This window comes from Colwellia sp. BRX10-4 (assembly GCF_014077465.1).
Lineage (GTDB): Bacteria > Pseudomonadota > Gammaproteobacteria > Enterobacterales > Alteromonadaceae > Colwellia_A.
In genome coordinates, this window is record NZ_JACGVZ010000007.1 from 46,321 (window position 1) to 62,997 (window position 16,677).

Sequence of the window (16,677 nt, forward strand, 5' to 3'; positions counted from 1 at the left end):
AGGTATAGAGGAGTTTGTTATGGAAATACAATCAGCATTAGCAAGTGGTCTACAAGGCTTTCAAAAAGCGCAAGGCGATGTCACAGAAGCTGCAGAAGATATTGCGGCTAACTTAGCTGTTAGTCCTGAAGATTTTGGTATCGGCCAAGAAAACAATACTGATAATGCAGCTAGCCCATATACAGCTAGTAAAAATGCTAGTTCAGCAGAATTACCTGATCTTACCAAAGCTGTTGTCGATTTAAAAGTTGCAGAATTTCAAGCGAAAGCGTCCGCCGATGTTATTCAAACAGCTGATGAAACTTTAGGTACGCTATTAGACGTTCGAGTATAACCTATGAATATTACGCCGCAAGCACCTACTCTGTCTATTCCTACTGCGGTCAATCCGCAAACGGATAGCTTGCGTCGTGAAAATAATATCCGTGAAGTTATTGCAAAACCAGCGGCCTCAAACCAGTCTGCAGCAGAAAAAGGGGTAGCTTCTGACAGAGAAAGAGGCAGAACCCCCGCACAGAATAATGAAAATTTTGATTTTGAAAGCATCCGAAAGCAAGCGGAATCAGCAACAAAAACGATTAGCGGTGATAGTAATCGCGAAAGTGGTTCATCGGAGCAACAATCTGCAGCTGAGGCTTTTTTAGCAAACAAAAATGCTATTGAAGATGATAGTGAAAATGGTCAAAATTCAGCAAGCTCCCCTGATGGCAAACCGGCTCCTAACAGTCGAGAAGATTTTACCGAACAAAGAATTATTAATGAGCTACAACTAAGAGATCAAGAAGTACGTGCTCATGAATTGGCACATGCTTCTGTCGGTGGCGCATCAACAGGCTCACCTTCATATACTTTTGAAACGGGCCCTGACGGAAAGAAATATGCTGTTGGTGGTGAAGTTTCAGCAGACCTTTCTACGGTTAATGGCGATCCAAGAGCAACCATAACGAAAATGCAAAAGGTCTATGCCGCCGCACTAGCACCTGCAGATCCATCAATTCAAGACATCCGTGTTGCAGCTTCAGCGTCGAGAGCTATTTTACAAGCGCAAACAGAGCTGGCCGCGATTAGTTCAGCAGAGACCAGTGAAGGAAAAAATGTAACGGTCCAAGGTAAGTCTAGTGATGTTTTTTCAGCAGAAGAAAATCAAGAAACAGAAGATTTTGATACGCTAGTTAATCGCACATTAGCGTCTCAGGACGAAATTATAGCTAACCGTGATAGCTCTGTTGATGAGCGAGCTTTAAGAATTGAAAACCTTTATGCTGGCATTACTCAAGCCTATGAAAAAGAACCCAGTTTTCATTTCCAATTAACGGCCTAAAACCTCTTAAGCCTAAACCTCTTAAGTTATTGCGCTATAAAGAAAAAGCCTCATTATTAATAAATAATGAGGCTTTTTATTGTGCTTGTATCATTAAGCTAAAGTGATAGTAATGATTGTCAGCTAAATACCGTAATTTTTACGGTATTTATTAATACTCGCTAAACTTTTCGCTAATGCAGGTTGCAAAGCAAGGTTCTCTTCAAGGTAAGTGACCACGTCAGCTAGGGTAACAATGGCAGTAACTTGTGTACCAAAATCACGTTCAACTTCTTGAATAGCAGATAATTCACCTTGGCCTTTTTCTTGGCGGTCAAGTGCAATTAATACACCTGACAATTGAGCGCCATGGGCCTTAATAATTTCCATTGATTCACGAATAGCAGTACCGGCAGTAATAACGTCGTCCACTAACATTATTTTACCTTGTAAAGGAGAGCCAACTAAGCTTCCACCTTCACCGTGAGTTTTTGCTTCCTTACGGTTAAAGCAATAAGGCATGTCCATACCGTGATGATCGGCTAATGCTACCGCAGTGGTGGTTGCAATTGGTATGCCCTTATAAGCTGGACCGAAAAGCAAATCAAACGCGATAGTAGAATCAACCAGTGCTTGTGCGTAAAAACGCCCCAAGCGTGCTAAATCACCACCGGTATTAAATAAACCCGCATTAAAAAAGTATGGACTTGTACGGCCTGACTTCAAAGTGAATTCACCAAAGCGTAATACTTCTTTCGCTAGAGCAAATTCAATAAATTCACGTTGATAATCTTTCATCTTTATTCCCACTTTAATCAGAGTATTTAGCTAAGCGCTAACTTTTGTAAATCAAATAATTCGTTAATACTGTCTTTTGCTAACGCTAACATATTGTGCATTTCGTCAAAACTAAACGGTGCCTCTTCTGCTGTGCCTTGAATTTCAATCAATTTACCTGTGTCTGTCATAACGACATTCATATCGGTATCGGCAGCAGAATCTTCTGGGTAATCAAGATCCGAAACGGCTTCACCTTTATAAATACCAACAGAAACTGCTGCTATCATGTGCTTTAATGGATTAGTTTTAATAATATCTTTAGCGCGCATATAATTTAAAGCATCGACTAATGCGACACAAGCACCAGTAATTGAAGCAGTACGTGTACCGCCATCAGCTTGTATAACATCGCAATCTACACTAATGGTATTTTCACCTAGGGCTTTCAAATCGACAGCTGCGCGCAATGCACGAGCGATTAAACGAGATATTTCTAACGTACGACCACTTTGTTTGCCGTTAGCTGCTTCTCTGCGCATACGAGTGTGAGTAGAGCGAGGTAACATGCCATACTCTGCTGTGATCCAACCTTTACCTTGTCCTTTTAAAAAACGTGGTACACCGACTTCTACTGAGGCAGTACAAATAACTTTGGTGCCGCCAAATTCAATTAATACTGAACCTTCAGCATGAGTAGTAAATTGACGAGTAATGGTTACAGGACGTATTTGACCTGGAGTTCTGCCGCTTGGACGCATGTTAATATACCTATGGTGAAATAATTGTTGCGCATTATAATCGTTCAGCAACAAATTTGACATAATCACGTGAAAACAATTTGAAATATAGTTAACCTAATTAGGGTCTAGTTAGCAGTACTTTACAATATCCTAATTTATATTGAGCCTACTTATGATAAGCTTTGTTGTATTAATGCTTGTTACTTTCGCCTCCTTTTTGTTAATAACACCCGCCTTAGCCATTAACGCTGATGATTTACCTAAATACAGTAAAGTCTATGATAAAAAAAGCGATCCCTTTAAAGATGCGAATGCGGCAATAAAACTTGCTCAAAAAACTCAGCGTAATGTGCTAATTGAAATTGGTGGCAACTGGTGCCGTTGGTGTAAAAAAATGGATGTTTTTTTGGCTGAAAACCCTGAGGTTTATCAGAAACTCCATAGTGAGTTTGTCTTGTTAAAAATAAGCGTCAGTAACAGTAATGAAAATGAAGCGTTTATGAAATCGTTAACACCTGTTTTAGGCTATCTTCATAGGTACGTATTAACAAGTAGCGGTAAAATGCTTTTATCAAAATATACTGCCGAATTACTCATTGGTAAATAATATTCTAAAAAACAGTGGTTAGCCTTTATTAATAAATGACAAAGCAGTGCAAAAAAAGGATAAATCAATGTCAGGTAAAGCATTAAATAATATCAACAGATTTTTGATAAAAGTTATCAAACACCATCTTGGTCACCACATAAGTTTTTTCGTTGTAAATGATTGAAATTAGTGGCGGGAGCAAAGGCAATCTCTGCACTTCCTAAGGTAGCATTAAGTGAACATGAAAAAGATAAAGTCTTTGATACTTTGCAGGAAGAGCTTTGGTTAACTCTGAGTGGCGCGCTTGATCATTTCTTACCAGAATCAAGTAGTAATTTAAGCATCAAAGAGTTACAAGTCGTTATTTATTCATATAATGTTGTGTATCAGCAATCTACTGAAAAAAGTGAAATTGACTTTATTCTTAAAGGTGTCGGTTGGTTAAATCGCTATATACAAAACCAATTACAAAAAACTTTTATTGAGTTAAGCAAAGTTGTAAAAGAAACCATGCTATGACGGCGCTGTGGCTCGAGAGCTTGAGAAAACTGGCTCTAATCTGCTGGGTTATATTTTTGTCGTAATGTTATCGCTACCCACTTATGGCGGTAATTCAAAAGGTACAGATTGGCAATGGCTAGATCATTAAGTGGGCTTTCTATTATCTGAAACGGGCAAACGTTATTTCTAGTTACCCAAACGTTGGGTGATCGGCGTAAAAGTATTCTCTCACAACAGATTATTGATTAGGTTCTAATGAGATATCAATTTTCTAAGGCTAATTGACAAGTCTGATCTGAATTCGCTATAGCTACGTATTACTGCACAGTTTAATTATAATTTGGTGTAATAAATCGCTAATCAAAGCGAATGTTATTATTACACTTAACCCGTTTGTCCGATAACGAGGAGTCATACAGCATTGTTAGCACATAAACCACTAGGCGTGATATTTGATCTCGACAACACCTTGGTCTCTTCATCTTTAGATTTTGACAGTATAAGAGCCTCCTTGGGATGTCCAAAAGGCATAGATTTATTAGATTTTATTGATGCTTTACCCGAAATTCATCAAGTTGAAGCTAATGAGCTGATAGTCGAATATGAAATAAATGATGCTCTGACAGCAAAAAAGTTGGCGGGAACCGACCAAATTTTAACTTTGTTAGCAGAGTTTTCTCTACCTTGTGCGATTGTTACCAGAAATTGTCGACAAGCAGCGACAATAAAAGTAAAAAACAATAATATCGATATTGAGATATTACTGACCCGAGAAGATCACAAAGCTAAACCAGCTCCTGATGCGTTACTACATTTAGCTGAGCTTTGGCAGATAGCCCCTGAAAACTTATTGTATGTTGGTGATTATTTATATGATTTGCAAGCGGCGAAAAATGCTAACACCATGTCTTGCCTTATTAATTATGGTGTAACAGCAAGCTATGAAAATTTGGCAGATGTTGTCGTTCACGACCTTAATGAATTAAGCGAGACCATTAAGCAAGTATCAACTGTATAACAAACATAATGGAATTATCTACAGTGTATGTTCTTTACAGTAGGCCTGCATGCACATTAAATCGTTAATTACTTATTTTCAAGTAATACTGTTAGGTATGATACTTGTTCACTCAATACGGTAACTTGCTTTTCTAGATCTGCTACTCTTTGCCCTAGATGAGGCTGATTTTCAGCTGATATATCATCCCTATTGACAATGTTAGTCTCAGCTAATTGATTTTCATTGGTATCTGAAAGTAAGTGAACGTAGCGAGAATCACGCTTGCCAGGCTCTCGCGTTAGCTTTTTGACTAATGTCTTATTGTTTAAATTTTGTAATTGATGCAAAGTCGTTTCAACTTCACTGACATCGGTAAACTCAGCTAAGCGATTGGTACGAGTTCTTAACTCTCCCGGGGTTTGAGGTCCTCTGAGTAATAACACACAAATAATGGCTTTTTGCTGGCGTGTAAATTTTAAGTGACCAAATTCAGTATCACAAAAACGATGAAAATATTTATTTACCCTTACCGAAGCTTTTCTATCTACCATTAATTGATTCATTTCTACCAATTCATCGACTAAGTTTTGTACATCACTTTCAGAAAAATTCGTTACTGGCTCACGGTTACTTTTTTGATTACAGCCTAGGGTAATACCATTTAATGAGAGTGGATATTGCTCGGGTGTTGTGATTTCTTTCTCAAGCATTACGCCAATAATGCGGCATTGATCGGCGGATAGTGTGATCATTTTTAAAGTCTCCTGATAAAAGTCTTTGCTGATGTTATAGCAAGCTATGTCTATATTTACTATGTTAAGTTGTCTTATTAGCCATAAAAAAAGCCATAGTATGCTATGGCTTTTAAAAGAATAAAACCTACTTAATACCTTATTCTATATTAGCGATCTGCTTATCGCTCAAGATTAAACAGTACATCAAATACAGTGACTTATGATGCAATTAAAAATAAAACAATGATTTATGTAATGCTTTCTGTCATTCTATTAGTTTTCTTTTAATTAACTGCTTTCTCAACACACACACCCGAGCAGGCGACAGATTAAACTCATTTCCCAATTGAGCCAAAGTATACTCCTGCCCCTTTGAGTTAAAAGTATTTATTCGAGCAACAAGCTTTTCACGAAGCTTTTTGTCTTCGTTAGTTCTTTGTCGTGGGCCAGGCTTAACACTTACTTCATTGACTGCCATAAATGACTCATGCCGAGCCAATAACTCTACCACGTTTGGAATCCATACTTGCGCATCTAAATCTATAGAGAGTGCAGTATAGCTAGATTTAATACTGCTGACGTCGTCACAATCTTCCAACACCTGGACAATTGCACCAACAAGTTCATGCTTATTCATAAACAGATCAATATTTAACAGATTAAGTTTATTGTAGCTAATCGGATAATACCGACTGGCTATCCCCCATATCACCTTGGATTGATTCCGAATTCCAAGTGAAGGGTACGAAGCACCTTGAATGGCAACAGCTGGTTTTACACTTAACTTATATGCACATTCATATAAGAATGAATAGTAATTAGGCTTTTCTAATGTTGGAATGATACAAAGCACTTTTTCCTCAAGGACTGAAAGAAGGCGCCTCTTATGCCTTTGTTGTAATTTCCGTGTCTTTCCACTTCCTAAGTGCTCTAGACAAAAATACTTCGTATTTCTAGGACGCCAGCATAAAACACAAAATTTCTTATCCATTTATTCCTTATAAACAAACTATTAATTAAATTATTTTATAAATTGAGTAGAACATATTAATAGAGTTGTGTGATTTTTGAAAGATTAATAAAAATAATACGTTACCATATTATTTGTGCGGCAAGAAAGCCTCACTTAATAATTAATTTGAAACGGAGTTCATATGTATTTTAAACAACCTATCGTACGTCCAGCTGAATTAGCAGCAGCACTCAGCGTCAGTACAGTCACCCTTTGGAACTGGCGTCGCAAGGGCATATTGCCTGAACCAATTTCATTTGGCCCTCGATTTATTGGCTGGAAAAATGATGTACTTAATACTTGGCTAGCCAACTTGAATGGAGCCGAGTAATGAGCAAAGTAAAGCAGACAGATGCTGTACATGATGGAGCAAGCAGCAAGTTGGAATTAACCAGTGATTCTTTTCAGACAACCACGCACCTACGGTGCATTAATGAACAACTTGAATTCAACTTTGATCAAGAACCGGCAAAGGATACGAGTAATCATAGAGTTAAAGTCAATTTAACAATCACTGGTCGAAGCAAGCCTTTAGAAATAAATGACTTCATTGAATTCAAGGAGAAGTAGCAATGAGTAATTCAAATACAATACAAAAAAAGCAGGTGAGTGTTCGTTTGCCAGTCAGAGATTTTGAATGTTTAGTACGTGAATCTGAAATCCAAGGCACTACAGTCGCAGAGATAGCACGACAACGTATCCAGCAAGCAGAGAAGCAACTAGAGATGAAAAGCTTGATCGCTAGCCTTTTAAAACATATCACAAAAGAAAACTTTATAGTTACTTCATCTATTGCAGGGCTAGATGCTCAAGAAAAAAAAGCGGCACTTAAACAAGCTGAAGACATGTTAGGGAGAAAATTATAATGTTACTCACACGACAGTCAAAATGGTTACAGCATTGTGCTGTAGCCTTAGCACTAACAACGATTTTTTCGCTTGTATCTGTCTTTACGTTTGTTCTTGTTTCTAAAACGTGGTCTGAATTTAACGATTTATTGCTTTGGTGCTTAACTGAACTGTTACCAACGGTCTTTCTGTATCAGTACTTTCCATCCTATGGCGAAATATCTAAACAACTCGAAATAGCTTTAAAACTGATCCCTGTTTTTTCGCTTAGTATAAGCTCGTTCATAGTATGGTTTTTTCGTATTAGGAGGAACAAAGCGAGCATTTATCACCACCTAGACGGCCCTCAATTACTAGACGGTAAAAAAGCCATAAATCACTTTAAAAAGTTAGTGAAGTGTGAGGATTCTACAGGGCTTAAACTACACAATAATATGCCTCTACCAATGCTGCGAGAACTGCAAAATTTTCTTATTCATGGAATGCAGGGTTCAGGTAAATCAAACCTTATAAAATACCATCTACAGCAAATTATAATTCGAGGAGATAAAACTCTAATATACGATATCAAAGGTGAATATACAGAATTGTTTTATGACGAACGGACTACTCTTATTAGTGTCTACGACGCGAGAAGCGCAGTTTGGAACATTAGCCAAGATATCAATAGCCTTGCTATGGCGGAGTTATTTACTGAAGCGGTATTAACAGAAGGTTCTGGTAATGAATCTTTTTGGATAAACTCAGCGAGAGCTGTTTTAAAAGGAGTAATCGCAGGGTTAGTTAAGCGAAGTAAAAAATGGGGATGGCTCGAACTCAATAGAGTGCTCTTCTCTAGCGATGAAGAGCTACATCAATGGCTTTCGAAATATTATGTACAAGCATCAGGACTAATAAAGCCCGAAGATAAAACATCTGCATCAATAAGAGCTGTAATAGCATCACAGCTGCCTTGGATAGGTGAAGTTTCAGAGTTATGGAAAAATACAGAAATATCGTTTTCTCTCAAACAGTGGCTGAATAACAACGATAAACCGACTTTGATTATTCAAGGTGATTTGAACGCACCAACTCTGAGCTCAGCTTTAATAACAGCAATGATGTCGGTAACAACGGGCCTAGTTTTGTCAAGGCCTGACAATGGAAATGAACGCATCTGGCTAGTTCTTGACGAATTAGGAAATTTAAATAAATCACAGTCGCTTACTCGCGTCTTATCACTTGGACGAAGTAAAGGTGTTTGCACAATTGCTGGAACCCAATCGCTGTCTCAAATCCAATCAATATACGGAGATAAGGAAGCAGAAACCATACTAAGTTTATTTGGCAATGTTATTGCGTTAAAGCTAGGCCCATCAGGTGGTTCAGCAGAGTCGGCTTCTCAATCCCTAGGAAAAAGACGAGTCGAATATATTACAAAATCAAGAAATGAAAAGGGTGAAATTACTCATTCATTACAACAAGAATCAATGGCAATAGTTCCTCCAGAAGCCATTATTCATTTGCCTCAACCTACTAAAAAATATGGTGTAGATGGGTATGTATTGCTCTCCGGATTGAATGCCGTCTACAAAGTACATTGGCCTATTTATACCAATTTTAAAAAAGTAGCTGAAGCCCGAATCGAAAAAATTATCAAACCAACCACAATAAAGAAAAAAAACCGCCTTTCAAGAAAGAAAGCATCATGATGACATTCTCAGCAGTAAGTAATGAAAACTATTATTTAAATCTAGCTGCAGAAGATTACTACCTGCAAGGTGGTGAGCCACCAGGTGTATGGGTTGGATTAGGTACTTATAGCTTAAATCTAAAAGGGCAAGTAGAAGCAAAACAACTCAGCAACTTAATGAAAGGCTCTACTCCTAATGGTAAAGAAACACTTTGCCAAAATGCCGGAGAAAATCATAAAGCAGGTTGGGATTTAACCTTCGGAGCTCCAAAATCTGTATCCATATTGTGGGCGGCTGCAGACGATAAACTTAGGGATGGCATTCAACAGGCCCAGCTTAACGCTGTTAAAGACTCTATTAGTCTAATAGAAGAGCATGCGGCCTATACAAGGCGTGGAGCACAAGGTTCTGAACGAGAAAAAGTCGAAGGGCTTATTACAGCAGTCTTCCCTCATAGTACCAGTAGAGATTTAGATCCTCACCTCCATTCTCATAGTGTTTTATGCAATGTTGCCCAACGTTCTGACGGTACTTGGGGCACAATTGATTCAAGACAAATTATGCTTTGGCAAAAAGCGGCAGGAATGGTCTATAAAGGAAGTCTTGCAGCTTCAATGCGAGAGCTTGGTTTTGAAACTGAATTGGATAAAGATTCTTTTAAAATCGCAGGTGTACCAAAAAAGCTTTGTGAGCACTTTTCAAAACGTTCAGTCCAAATAAATAATGAACTAAAAAAGCGTGGAATTAGATCCCGCTTTTCAAAGTCAGGTGATATTGTTGCACTTGCTACACGTGATACTAAAACTGAAATTGATAGGCCAGCACTTTTCGCACAATGGCAAAAGGAAATGGTATCATTGGGTTTTAACTTAAACACAGTTAATGAGCTAAGAAAGTCTGATAATAAAATTGATCTCTTATCATTAAACACAATTGATGAAGACCAGTTGATTAGCGAGCTTACAGAGAGTAATTCAACATACCGCCTCCAAGATGCATTCTACCAAGCAGGTTTAAATGTCATACAATATAACCAAACAATTAAAACTTTACGTGTTGTAACCGAGCAATCAATTGCATCTGAAGAAACAATTTCTTTGGGAACCGACTGGAAGAACAACAAATTGTTTACTAGCAAGTCTGTACTAATTGCTGAGCAATCAATGATAGCAAGGGCAATAAGCCTTAGAAAATCAAACTGGGCTACCATTGATACCGAGGCAATAAATTTTGCAATCAATAATCAGCCCTTTCAGTTATCTGACGAACAACAATTCGCGGTAATGAATGTTTGTGACGATTCACAATTATCAATTTTGCAGGGGTCAGCAGGAGCAGGGAAATCAGCATCAATGCTCTGTGTGCGGGATATTCATCAGGCTCATGGAAAAAAAGTAGTCGGGGCTGCTATTGCGAAAGCTGCGGCTAACAACTTAGCCAAGGAGGCCAAAATTGAATGTCACACAATTGCTAGGTTACTTTACTCTCTCGATTCCAAAAAACCACCGCTAGAAAGTGGAGATGTGCTCATTGTCGATGAGGCTGGCCAGATTGGTACATTTCAGATGAATTCGCTGCTAACTTTTGCTAAAGAGATTGGTTTTAAAATTGTCCTTGTCGGTGAAGATCGGCAGCTTGATGCTATTCAACATGGCGGTGTACTTAGGTTATTATCCACACCTGAAATTATTGGAACCACCCGAGTTGAAACTATTCGTAGACAGCACAACGCATGGGATCGACAAGCCGTCGCAGACTTTAGAGACGGCTATGCGCATCAAGCATTAGCTCAATACAGCAAACGTGGCCAATTGCACTTTGCAGAAAATGATGATGTAGCAAAAGAAAGTCTTATCCAATCTTGGAATGAGTATCGACGCTGCAAACCTGATAAAAAATCAATTGTTATAGCTCAAAGCTGGAATGATGTGATCCAGCTAAATAATCGTATGCGTAAAGAATTACAAACAGAAGGATTAGTTGGTTATGAAAACATCCAAATTCAAGGAACTGTAAGCGACAGGGATATCGACTTTCAGGTATCTGTTGGTGAAAGAATTAGATTCACAAAAAATGATTACGCTAAAAAATATACTAACGGTGACATTGGCACTGTCACCAAGGCTCAACTCATGGACAACGGTGATATTTGGCTAAGAGTACACTTGGATTCAGGGCGTAAAACTCAGTTCATGGTGTCAGACTACTGCAATGACGATGGTCGCGTTTATTTAACCCAAGCATACGCTCAAACCGTGTATTCAAGCCAAGGACTGACTATTGATGGCGACGTTTTTGTCTATTACACACAGTTCATGGATCGTGCTCACTCATATGTTGCTTGTTCGCGCCATAAAGATAAAGCTCATATCTTTGCTAATGCTCAAGATCTTGAAGAATATATACCTGATAATTTCAAGCATGCACCGCGAGAAGTAGGTTTACGAGAAGCATTAGCAAAAAATATGTCTCGCAATAATCGCCCTAAATTGGCTGTTGAGCACTTATCAAAAGAAGAACTAAACAATATATTAGAGCCCAATACCAAACTCAAAGAACATCAATTCATCATCTAGCGGATTCTGATCCGCTTTATTCTTGTTTATTCCCTAATTTTCCCATATTCTCTCAATAGGTCTTTTGAGAGAATAACAATGACTGAACAAATCATGACCTTGAAAGAGGTAGCAAAGTATCTAAAGCTCACCGAAAAAACAGCTTATCGTTTAGCTGCTGAAAAGAAACTGCCAGGCTTTAAAGTGGGCGGTTCTTGGCGTTTTAAAAGTGAAGATTTAGAAGCATGGATAGAAGAGCAAAAGGACAAGGAATGATCCCCAATTACCAACAATGTATGCGTCCCTTCCTTGAGATAGCGAAAACAGCTAATAATTCACCTGAAAATAATAACGAAGTTAAACTTCGTGATGTTATTAATGAGTTGGCTGAAGTATTTAACCTATCTGAAGAAGAAAAAGCTGAAACACTACCTAGTGGCAAGCAAAGCATTCTCGATAATCGAGTAGGTTGGGCACGTACTTATCTAACAAAAGCAGGTTTACTAGAAGTTACTAGACGAGCTCATTTCATTATTACCGAGCGGGGTATAAAGGCACTTCAAGATAAAGATGCTGTGATTGATAACAAATATCTAAAGCAGTTTGATGAGTTTATTGCATTTAAAGATCAAAAAAATGTAGCTACTGACAATGTTATTGAGCCTATTGAAGATGCAGATGATATTACTCCAGATGAAGCCCTCCGCTCGGCTTATAAGAAAATCAACGATGCCCTTTCTGAAGAGATACTAGAACGTACCCGAAAAGTATCTCCCGCCTTTTTTGAAGACTTACTTATCGAGCTTTTATTAGCAATGGGCTATGGCGGCACAGGCGAAGGGGCAGCCCATGCTTTAGGAAAGTCCGGTGATAATGGTATTGACGGTGTTATAGATCAAGACCCGCTCGGCGTAGATCAGATATACATACAAGCTAAACGTTATGCCGAAGGCAATAATATTGGAGCTGGTGATATTCGAGATTTCTTTGGTGCCATAAATCTTAAAAAAGCACAAAAGGGCATATTCATTACTACTTCGAGTTTCACACCTTCAGCGATACAAACAGCCAAAGACTTAGGTATGCGTATAGTGCTTATCAATGGCCAAGAATTAGCAAAACTCATGCTGCGTTACAATATTGGCAGCAGAGACGAACAGGTATTACACCTGAAAAAAATAGACGAAGAATTTTTTGAAGCTTGATACGAAATCGAGCTTATACCCAATTTACTGAGAATTAATAATGGCTAATACAGATAATATAAAAACAAATTCAGATCTCGTTTGGGGCGTTGCCAATTTATTACGAGGCCCATACTTACCAGCACAATATCGTCGCGTAATGATCCCTCTTACGGTTTTACGTCGCTTAGATTGTGTGCTGGAAGCTGATATCGATAAAGTAAAAGTTGAGTACGACAAGCTCTTTCTGCAATATAAAGATGAAGACAATCGCACTGAAATCATTGAAAAAATTATATTCAAAAGATTCAAACATAAATTTTTTAATACCAGCGGATTTACATTTCAAAAATTAATAGGTGATCCAGAAAATCTTGCTAAAAATCTTAATAAGTACATTGCAGGCTTTTCAACAAGAGCAAGAGAGATATTAGAAAAGTTCCGCTTTGATCAAGAAATAGAACACTTAGAAGACGCTAACCGTTTATTTAAAGTATTCAGCGAAATAGGCAACGTTAATTTCCACCCTGATAGAATAGAATCATTAGAGATGGGATATATATTTGAAGATTTGGTAAGGCGGTTTAATGAACAAGCGAATCAAGAGGCGGGAGATCATTTTACTCCTCGTGAAGTTGTTAAGCTCATCGTTAACTTACTATTCACGGGTGAAGAAGCTATTCACACCGCAGGTAATCTTATTAAAATATATGATCCTGCTTGTGGTACTGGTGGTATTTTATCAGAATCAGAAAAAGAAATTATTGCGCAAAATGACAAAGCTAAAGTGCAATTGTTTGGTCAAGAGTATAACCCTGAGTCTTACGCCATTTGTGGTTCAGATTTAATGATTAAAGGTGAAGAAGCAGACAATATCGCTTTTGGTGATACCTTAGGTACAGGTATAGATAAAGATGATCGTGTTGATGGAGATGGTCATCCCGACATGAAGTTCGACTATATGGCAGCGAATCCTCCATTCGGTGTTGAGTGGAAACCAGAGAAAGATTACGTTATTAACGAACATGAAAAGTTCGGCTTTAATGGTCGCTTTGGAGCAGGCTTACCACGTATAAATGATGGCACATTATTATTCTTACAGCACATGATATCAAAAATGCAGAACCCGCCAGTTCAATACCCCCTCCATAGAAAAGGCGAAGAAGCAGAAAATGGATCACGTATTGCTGTTGTGTTTAATGGTTCGCCACTCTTTACTGGTGATGCCGCAAGCGGCGAAAGTAATATTCGTCGTCATATTATCGAAAACGACATGTTAGAGGCTATTGTCGCCTTACCAGACCAGCTATTTTACAACACAGGCATTAATACCTATATCTGGATTGTCACCAACCGAAAAAGTGACGGCAGTAATAATACACATGATAGACGTGGCAAGGTACAACTAATCAATGGTACCGACTTCGCATGGAAGATGAAAAAATCACTCGGCGATAAACGTAAAAAAATTGGTGAAGGTCCATCTGATAGCAATAAGAATGAGCCAGACCATATCAGCATGTTGACACAAATATATGCTGATTTTAACAACGAAGAAACACGTACTTTAGCTAATATTAAAACCAATATAGAGTTACCGAAAAAGAAAGAACGTGACATGAGCAAAGTTATAACAGTGAGTAAGATATTCGATAACCAAGATTTTGGTTACTTAAAAATCACAGTTGAACGACCACTTCGTCTGAACTTTACCGTTAACCAAAAGCGTATTAACGACTTTAAAGACACAAGTTATTTTGAAGGATTAGCGATCAGCAAAAAACGTAAAAATATTGCTGCAATGGACTTGGAGGTTGTAGAAGGTAAAGCAAAGCAAGCTGAATTGATCTCTGTTCTTGAGTCATTACAAGCAGAGTTTGACAATGTAGAGCTTCCACAGTTAGAGCTGGTTAAAAATCGTGATCTATTTGAAGCGCAAATAAAGCCAGCCTTTATTGGCGCTGGTATTAAATTTGATGCAGCACTTAAAAAAGCATTATTAGTATCTGGAAGCCTAGGTGAAAAAGATCCAACCGCTGAAGAGTGTATTAACAGCAAAGGTGAATTTGAACCAGATGGTGACTTACGCGATACCGAAAATGTACCACTGCCTAAAGATATTTCGCTTCCTCTGCCACTTGATTATGAAAACAAAGGCTTGAATAAAAGCAAAGTCGATAAATCAAAACTACTTGCTCTAGTGGAAGCACATTGTGAACAGTATTTAACAGAGGAAGTACTGCCTTATCGCCCAGATGCCTGGATAGATCACAGTAAAATTAAATTGGGTTATGATATTCCATTTAGCCGCCACTTCTATGAATATAAGGAGCCACGTGAATTAGTTGAAATTGAATCAGAGATCAAGACCCTCGAGCAAGAGGTTCTTTATATGCTTGCGGAGGTGGTTTGATGCAATATAATGCATACAGCGAATATCAACCTTCTAAACTAAGTTGGCTTGTTAAAGTCCCAAAAAAATGGGAAGTGAAGAAATTAAAGTTTATTTGTAGCTTTGGCACGGGGTGGACGCCACCTACAAAAGTTGACCATTACTTCAATGATGATAATTTATGGGCAACCATAGGTGACATGGAAAGTAAGTACATAGAACATACCTCATCTGGTATATCAGATGAGGCTGCAGAAAAGTTCGGGATGGTTAAAGTACCAAAAGGAGCATTATTATATAGTTTTAAGCTATCCGTTGGGAAAGTAGCATTTGTCACAAAACCAATGTACACAAATGAAGCGATTTTTTATGTATTACCAGCAGATGAATACTCTATTGAATATTTATATTACTTATTGCCGGTAGCTGTAATCCAGAATGCAAACGAAAATATCTATGGTGCTAAGATTCTAAATCAGGAAAGGATAAAAAATGCTTATTTGGTTTTTCCTCCTATTCAGCAACAACAAAAAATAGCTGCTTTCCTTGATTATAAAACTCAACAAATTGATCAGTTGATTAAGAAGAAAAAAAAGCTAATTGAAAAGTTAGAAGAACAGTGCATTACAGTTATCACCCAAACACTCACTAAAGGTATTGATGAAAATACTAAACTCAAACCTTCAGATGTTGATTGGCTTGGTGATGTACCAGAACATTGGGAATTAAGACGATTAAAAGAGTGTTCCAAGCTTATATCGAAAGGCACAACCCCATCTACTGAAGGTCATGAAATTTTTGAACAGGGTCCTATTCGCTTCATCAAAGCCGAAAACATTAGTAACGGACACATTACTAATTTGCCTGAAAATTACATTACAGAAGAAACCAACAATGTACTTAAAAGGTCTCAGTTGTTTGAAAATGACGTGCTTTTTGTTATTGCTGGAGCGACTTTAGGAAAAGTTGCATGTATAGAAAATCATCATCTGCCCTGTAATACTAATCAAGCTGTAGCATTTATTCGGCCAAGCGAAATAACTTACAGTCAGTACCTTTTTTACTGGCTTCAATCGTCATTTATTAAAGAAATGACGTGGCTTTTTGCAGTTACTTCTGCACAGCCAAATTTAGCTATGGGGGTATTAGGGAATTTCTCTTTTCCCTTACCACCAAAAGATGAACAACAAGAAATTATTCAGTATCTCGACGATATACTAAAAAAGTTAGATGGCATGATATTAAAAGCAAGAAGTACAATAGAGAAGCTAGAAGAATATCGCTCAACTATTATCACTTCAGCAGTCACAGGCAAGATTAATGTGCTTGAAATAGAGTTACCTAAGGCTATGGCATAAGGAGATGCAAT

General features: G+C 37.9%; 19 protein-coding genes. 15 read left to right on the forward strand and 4 right to left on the reverse strand.

Going from position 1 to position 16,677, the window contains the following annotated elements; all coding sequences use genetic code 11:
• The first annotated feature begins 19 nt into the window (after positions 1 to 19).
• Positions 20 to 334 carry a hypothetical protein gene (locus H4J67_RS07870; protein ID WP_182203400.1) on the forward strand — a complete coding sequence of 105 codons (315 nt, stop codon included), beginning with the start codon at positions 20 to 22 and terminating at the stop codon, positions 332 to 334.
• 3 nt (positions 335 to 337) lie between these two features.
• Positions 338 to 1,321, forward strand: coding sequence for a putative metalloprotease CJM1_0395 family protein (locus tag H4J67_RS07875; protein ID WP_182203402.1), 984 nt, complete (start codon positions 338 to 340; stop codon positions 1,319 to 1,321).
• A gap of 123 nt (positions 1,322 to 1,444) precedes the next feature.
• Here H4J67_RS07875 and pyrE read toward each other — a convergent pair whose 3' ends face one another.
• Together pyrE and rph are read right to left on the reverse strand one after the other, a co-directional pair.
• The gene (gene pyrE / locus H4J67_RS07880; protein WP_182203403.1) at positions 1,445 to 2,098 is read right to left on the reverse strand and encodes an orotate phosphoribosyltransferase; all 654 of its coding nucleotides are present in this window, start codon (positions 2,096 to 2,098) and stop codon (positions 1,445 to 1,447) included.
• A gap of 26 nt (positions 2,099 to 2,124) precedes the next feature.
• The gene (rph, locus tag H4J67_RS07885) at positions 2,125 to 2,838 is read right to left on the reverse strand and encodes a ribonuclease PH (RefSeq protein ID WP_182203405.1); all 714 of its coding nucleotides are present in this window, start codon (positions 2,836 to 2,838) and stop codon (positions 2,125 to 2,127) included.
• A gap of 154 nt (positions 2,839 to 2,992) precedes the next feature.
• Here rph and H4J67_RS07890 point away from each other — a divergent pair, with 154 nt between their 5' ends.
• From H4J67_RS07890 to H4J67_RS07900, 4 genes are all read left to right on the forward strand, one after another.
• Positions 2,993 to 3,427, forward strand: a complete 435-nt coding sequence (locus tag H4J67_RS07890; protein ID WP_182203406.1) for a thioredoxin family protein — start codon at positions 2,993 to 2,995, stop codon at positions 3,425 to 3,427.
• Between the two features lie 171 nt (positions 3,428 to 3,598).
• Positions 3,599 to 3,928, forward strand: a complete 330-nt coding sequence (locus tag H4J67_RS07895; RefSeq protein ID WP_182175324.1) for a hypothetical protein — start codon at positions 3,599 to 3,601, stop codon at positions 3,926 to 3,928.
• A gap of 7 nt (positions 3,929 to 3,935) precedes the next feature.
• Positions 3,936 to 4,058, forward strand: a complete 123-nt coding sequence (locus H4J67_RS20540; protein ID WP_259368526.1) for a hypothetical protein — start codon at positions 3,936 to 3,938, stop codon at positions 4,056 to 4,058.
• Positions 4,059 to 4,331: 273 nt separating this feature from the next.
• Positions 4,332 to 4,928: an HAD family hydrolase gene (locus H4J67_RS07900; protein ID WP_182175326.1), complete on the forward strand. Its 597-nt coding sequence runs from the start codon at positions 4,332 to 4,334 to the stop codon at positions 4,926 to 4,928.
• A 68-nt stretch (positions 4,929 to 4,996) separates the two neighbouring features.
• Here the strand turns inward: H4J67_RS07900 and H4J67_RS07905 are convergent, their stop codons facing one another.
• A complete protein-coding gene (locus tag H4J67_RS07905) occupies positions 4,997 to 5,662 on the reverse strand; it encodes a YceH family protein (RefSeq protein ID WP_182203408.1) in 666 nt (221 codons plus the stop codon).
• Between the two features lie 247 nt (positions 5,663 to 5,909).
• A complete protein-coding gene (locus H4J67_RS07910) occupies positions 5,910 to 6,635 on the reverse strand; it encodes a hypothetical protein (RefSeq protein ID WP_182203409.1) in 726 nt (241 codons plus the stop codon).
• 163 nt (positions 6,636 to 6,798) lie between these two features.
• Between H4J67_RS07910 and H4J67_RS07915 the strand changes: the two genes are divergently transcribed.
• The 9 genes from H4J67_RS07915 (at position 6,799) to H4J67_RS07955 (ending at position 16,666) form a co-directional block, all read left to right on the forward strand.
• A complete protein-coding gene (locus tag H4J67_RS07915; protein WP_182203411.1) occupies positions 6,799 to 6,987 on the forward strand; it encodes an AlpA family transcriptional regulator in 189 nt (62 codons plus the stop codon).
• Complete coding sequence (locus tag H4J67_RS07920) at positions 6,987 to 7,226, forward strand: hypothetical protein (RefSeq protein ID WP_182203413.1); 240 nt, start codon at positions 6,987 to 6,989, stop codon at positions 7,224 to 7,226. The genes H4J67_RS07915 and H4J67_RS07920 overlap by 1 nt, the downstream gene beginning before the upstream one ends.
• Positions 7,227 to 7,228: 2 nt before the next feature.
• Positions 7,229 to 7,522 carry a hypothetical protein gene (locus H4J67_RS07925; RefSeq protein ID WP_182203415.1) on the forward strand — a complete coding sequence of 98 codons (294 nt, stop codon included), beginning with the start codon at positions 7,229 to 7,231 and terminating at the stop codon, positions 7,520 to 7,522.
• Positions 7,522 to 9,195 (forward strand): type IV secretion system DNA-binding domain-containing protein, encoded by a 1,674-nt coding sequence (locus H4J67_RS07930; protein WP_182203416.1) that lies wholly within the window; start codon positions 7,522 to 7,524, stop codon positions 9,193 to 9,195. The genes H4J67_RS07925 and H4J67_RS07930 overlap by 1 nt, the downstream gene beginning before the upstream one ends.
• Positions 9,192 to 11,753, forward strand: a complete 2,562-nt coding sequence (gene mobF / locus H4J67_RS07935) for a MobF family relaxase (protein WP_182203418.1) — start codon at positions 9,192 to 9,194, stop codon at positions 11,751 to 11,753. Before H4J67_RS07930 ends, mobF begins: the two co-directional genes overlap by 4 nt.
• A 78-nt stretch (positions 11,754 to 11,831) precedes the next feature.
• The gene (locus H4J67_RS07940) at positions 11,832 to 12,008 is read left to right on the forward strand and encodes a methylation-associated defense system helix-turn-helix domain-containing protein MAD1 (RefSeq protein WP_182203420.1); all 177 of its coding nucleotides are present in this window, start codon (positions 11,832 to 11,834) and stop codon (positions 12,006 to 12,008) included.
• Complete coding sequence (locus H4J67_RS07945) at positions 11,978 to 12,937, forward strand: restriction endonuclease (RefSeq protein WP_259368527.1); 960 nt, start codon at positions 11,978 to 11,980, stop codon at positions 12,935 to 12,937. The genes H4J67_RS07940 and H4J67_RS07945 overlap by 31 nt, the downstream gene beginning before the upstream one ends.
• 40 nt (positions 12,938 to 12,977) lie before the next feature.
• Positions 12,978 to 15,329 (forward strand): class I SAM-dependent DNA methyltransferase, encoded by a 2,352-nt coding sequence (locus tag H4J67_RS07950; protein ID WP_182203422.1) that lies wholly within the window; start codon positions 12,978 to 12,980, stop codon positions 15,327 to 15,329.
• Positions 15,329 to 16,666 carry a restriction endonuclease subunit S gene (locus H4J67_RS07955; RefSeq protein ID WP_182203423.1) on the forward strand — a complete coding sequence of 446 codons (1,338 nt, stop codon included), beginning with the start codon at positions 15,329 to 15,331 and terminating at the stop codon, positions 16,664 to 16,666. The genes H4J67_RS07950 and H4J67_RS07955 overlap by 1 nt, the downstream gene beginning before the upstream one ends.
• Positions 16,667 to 16,677: the final 11 nt, after the last annotated feature.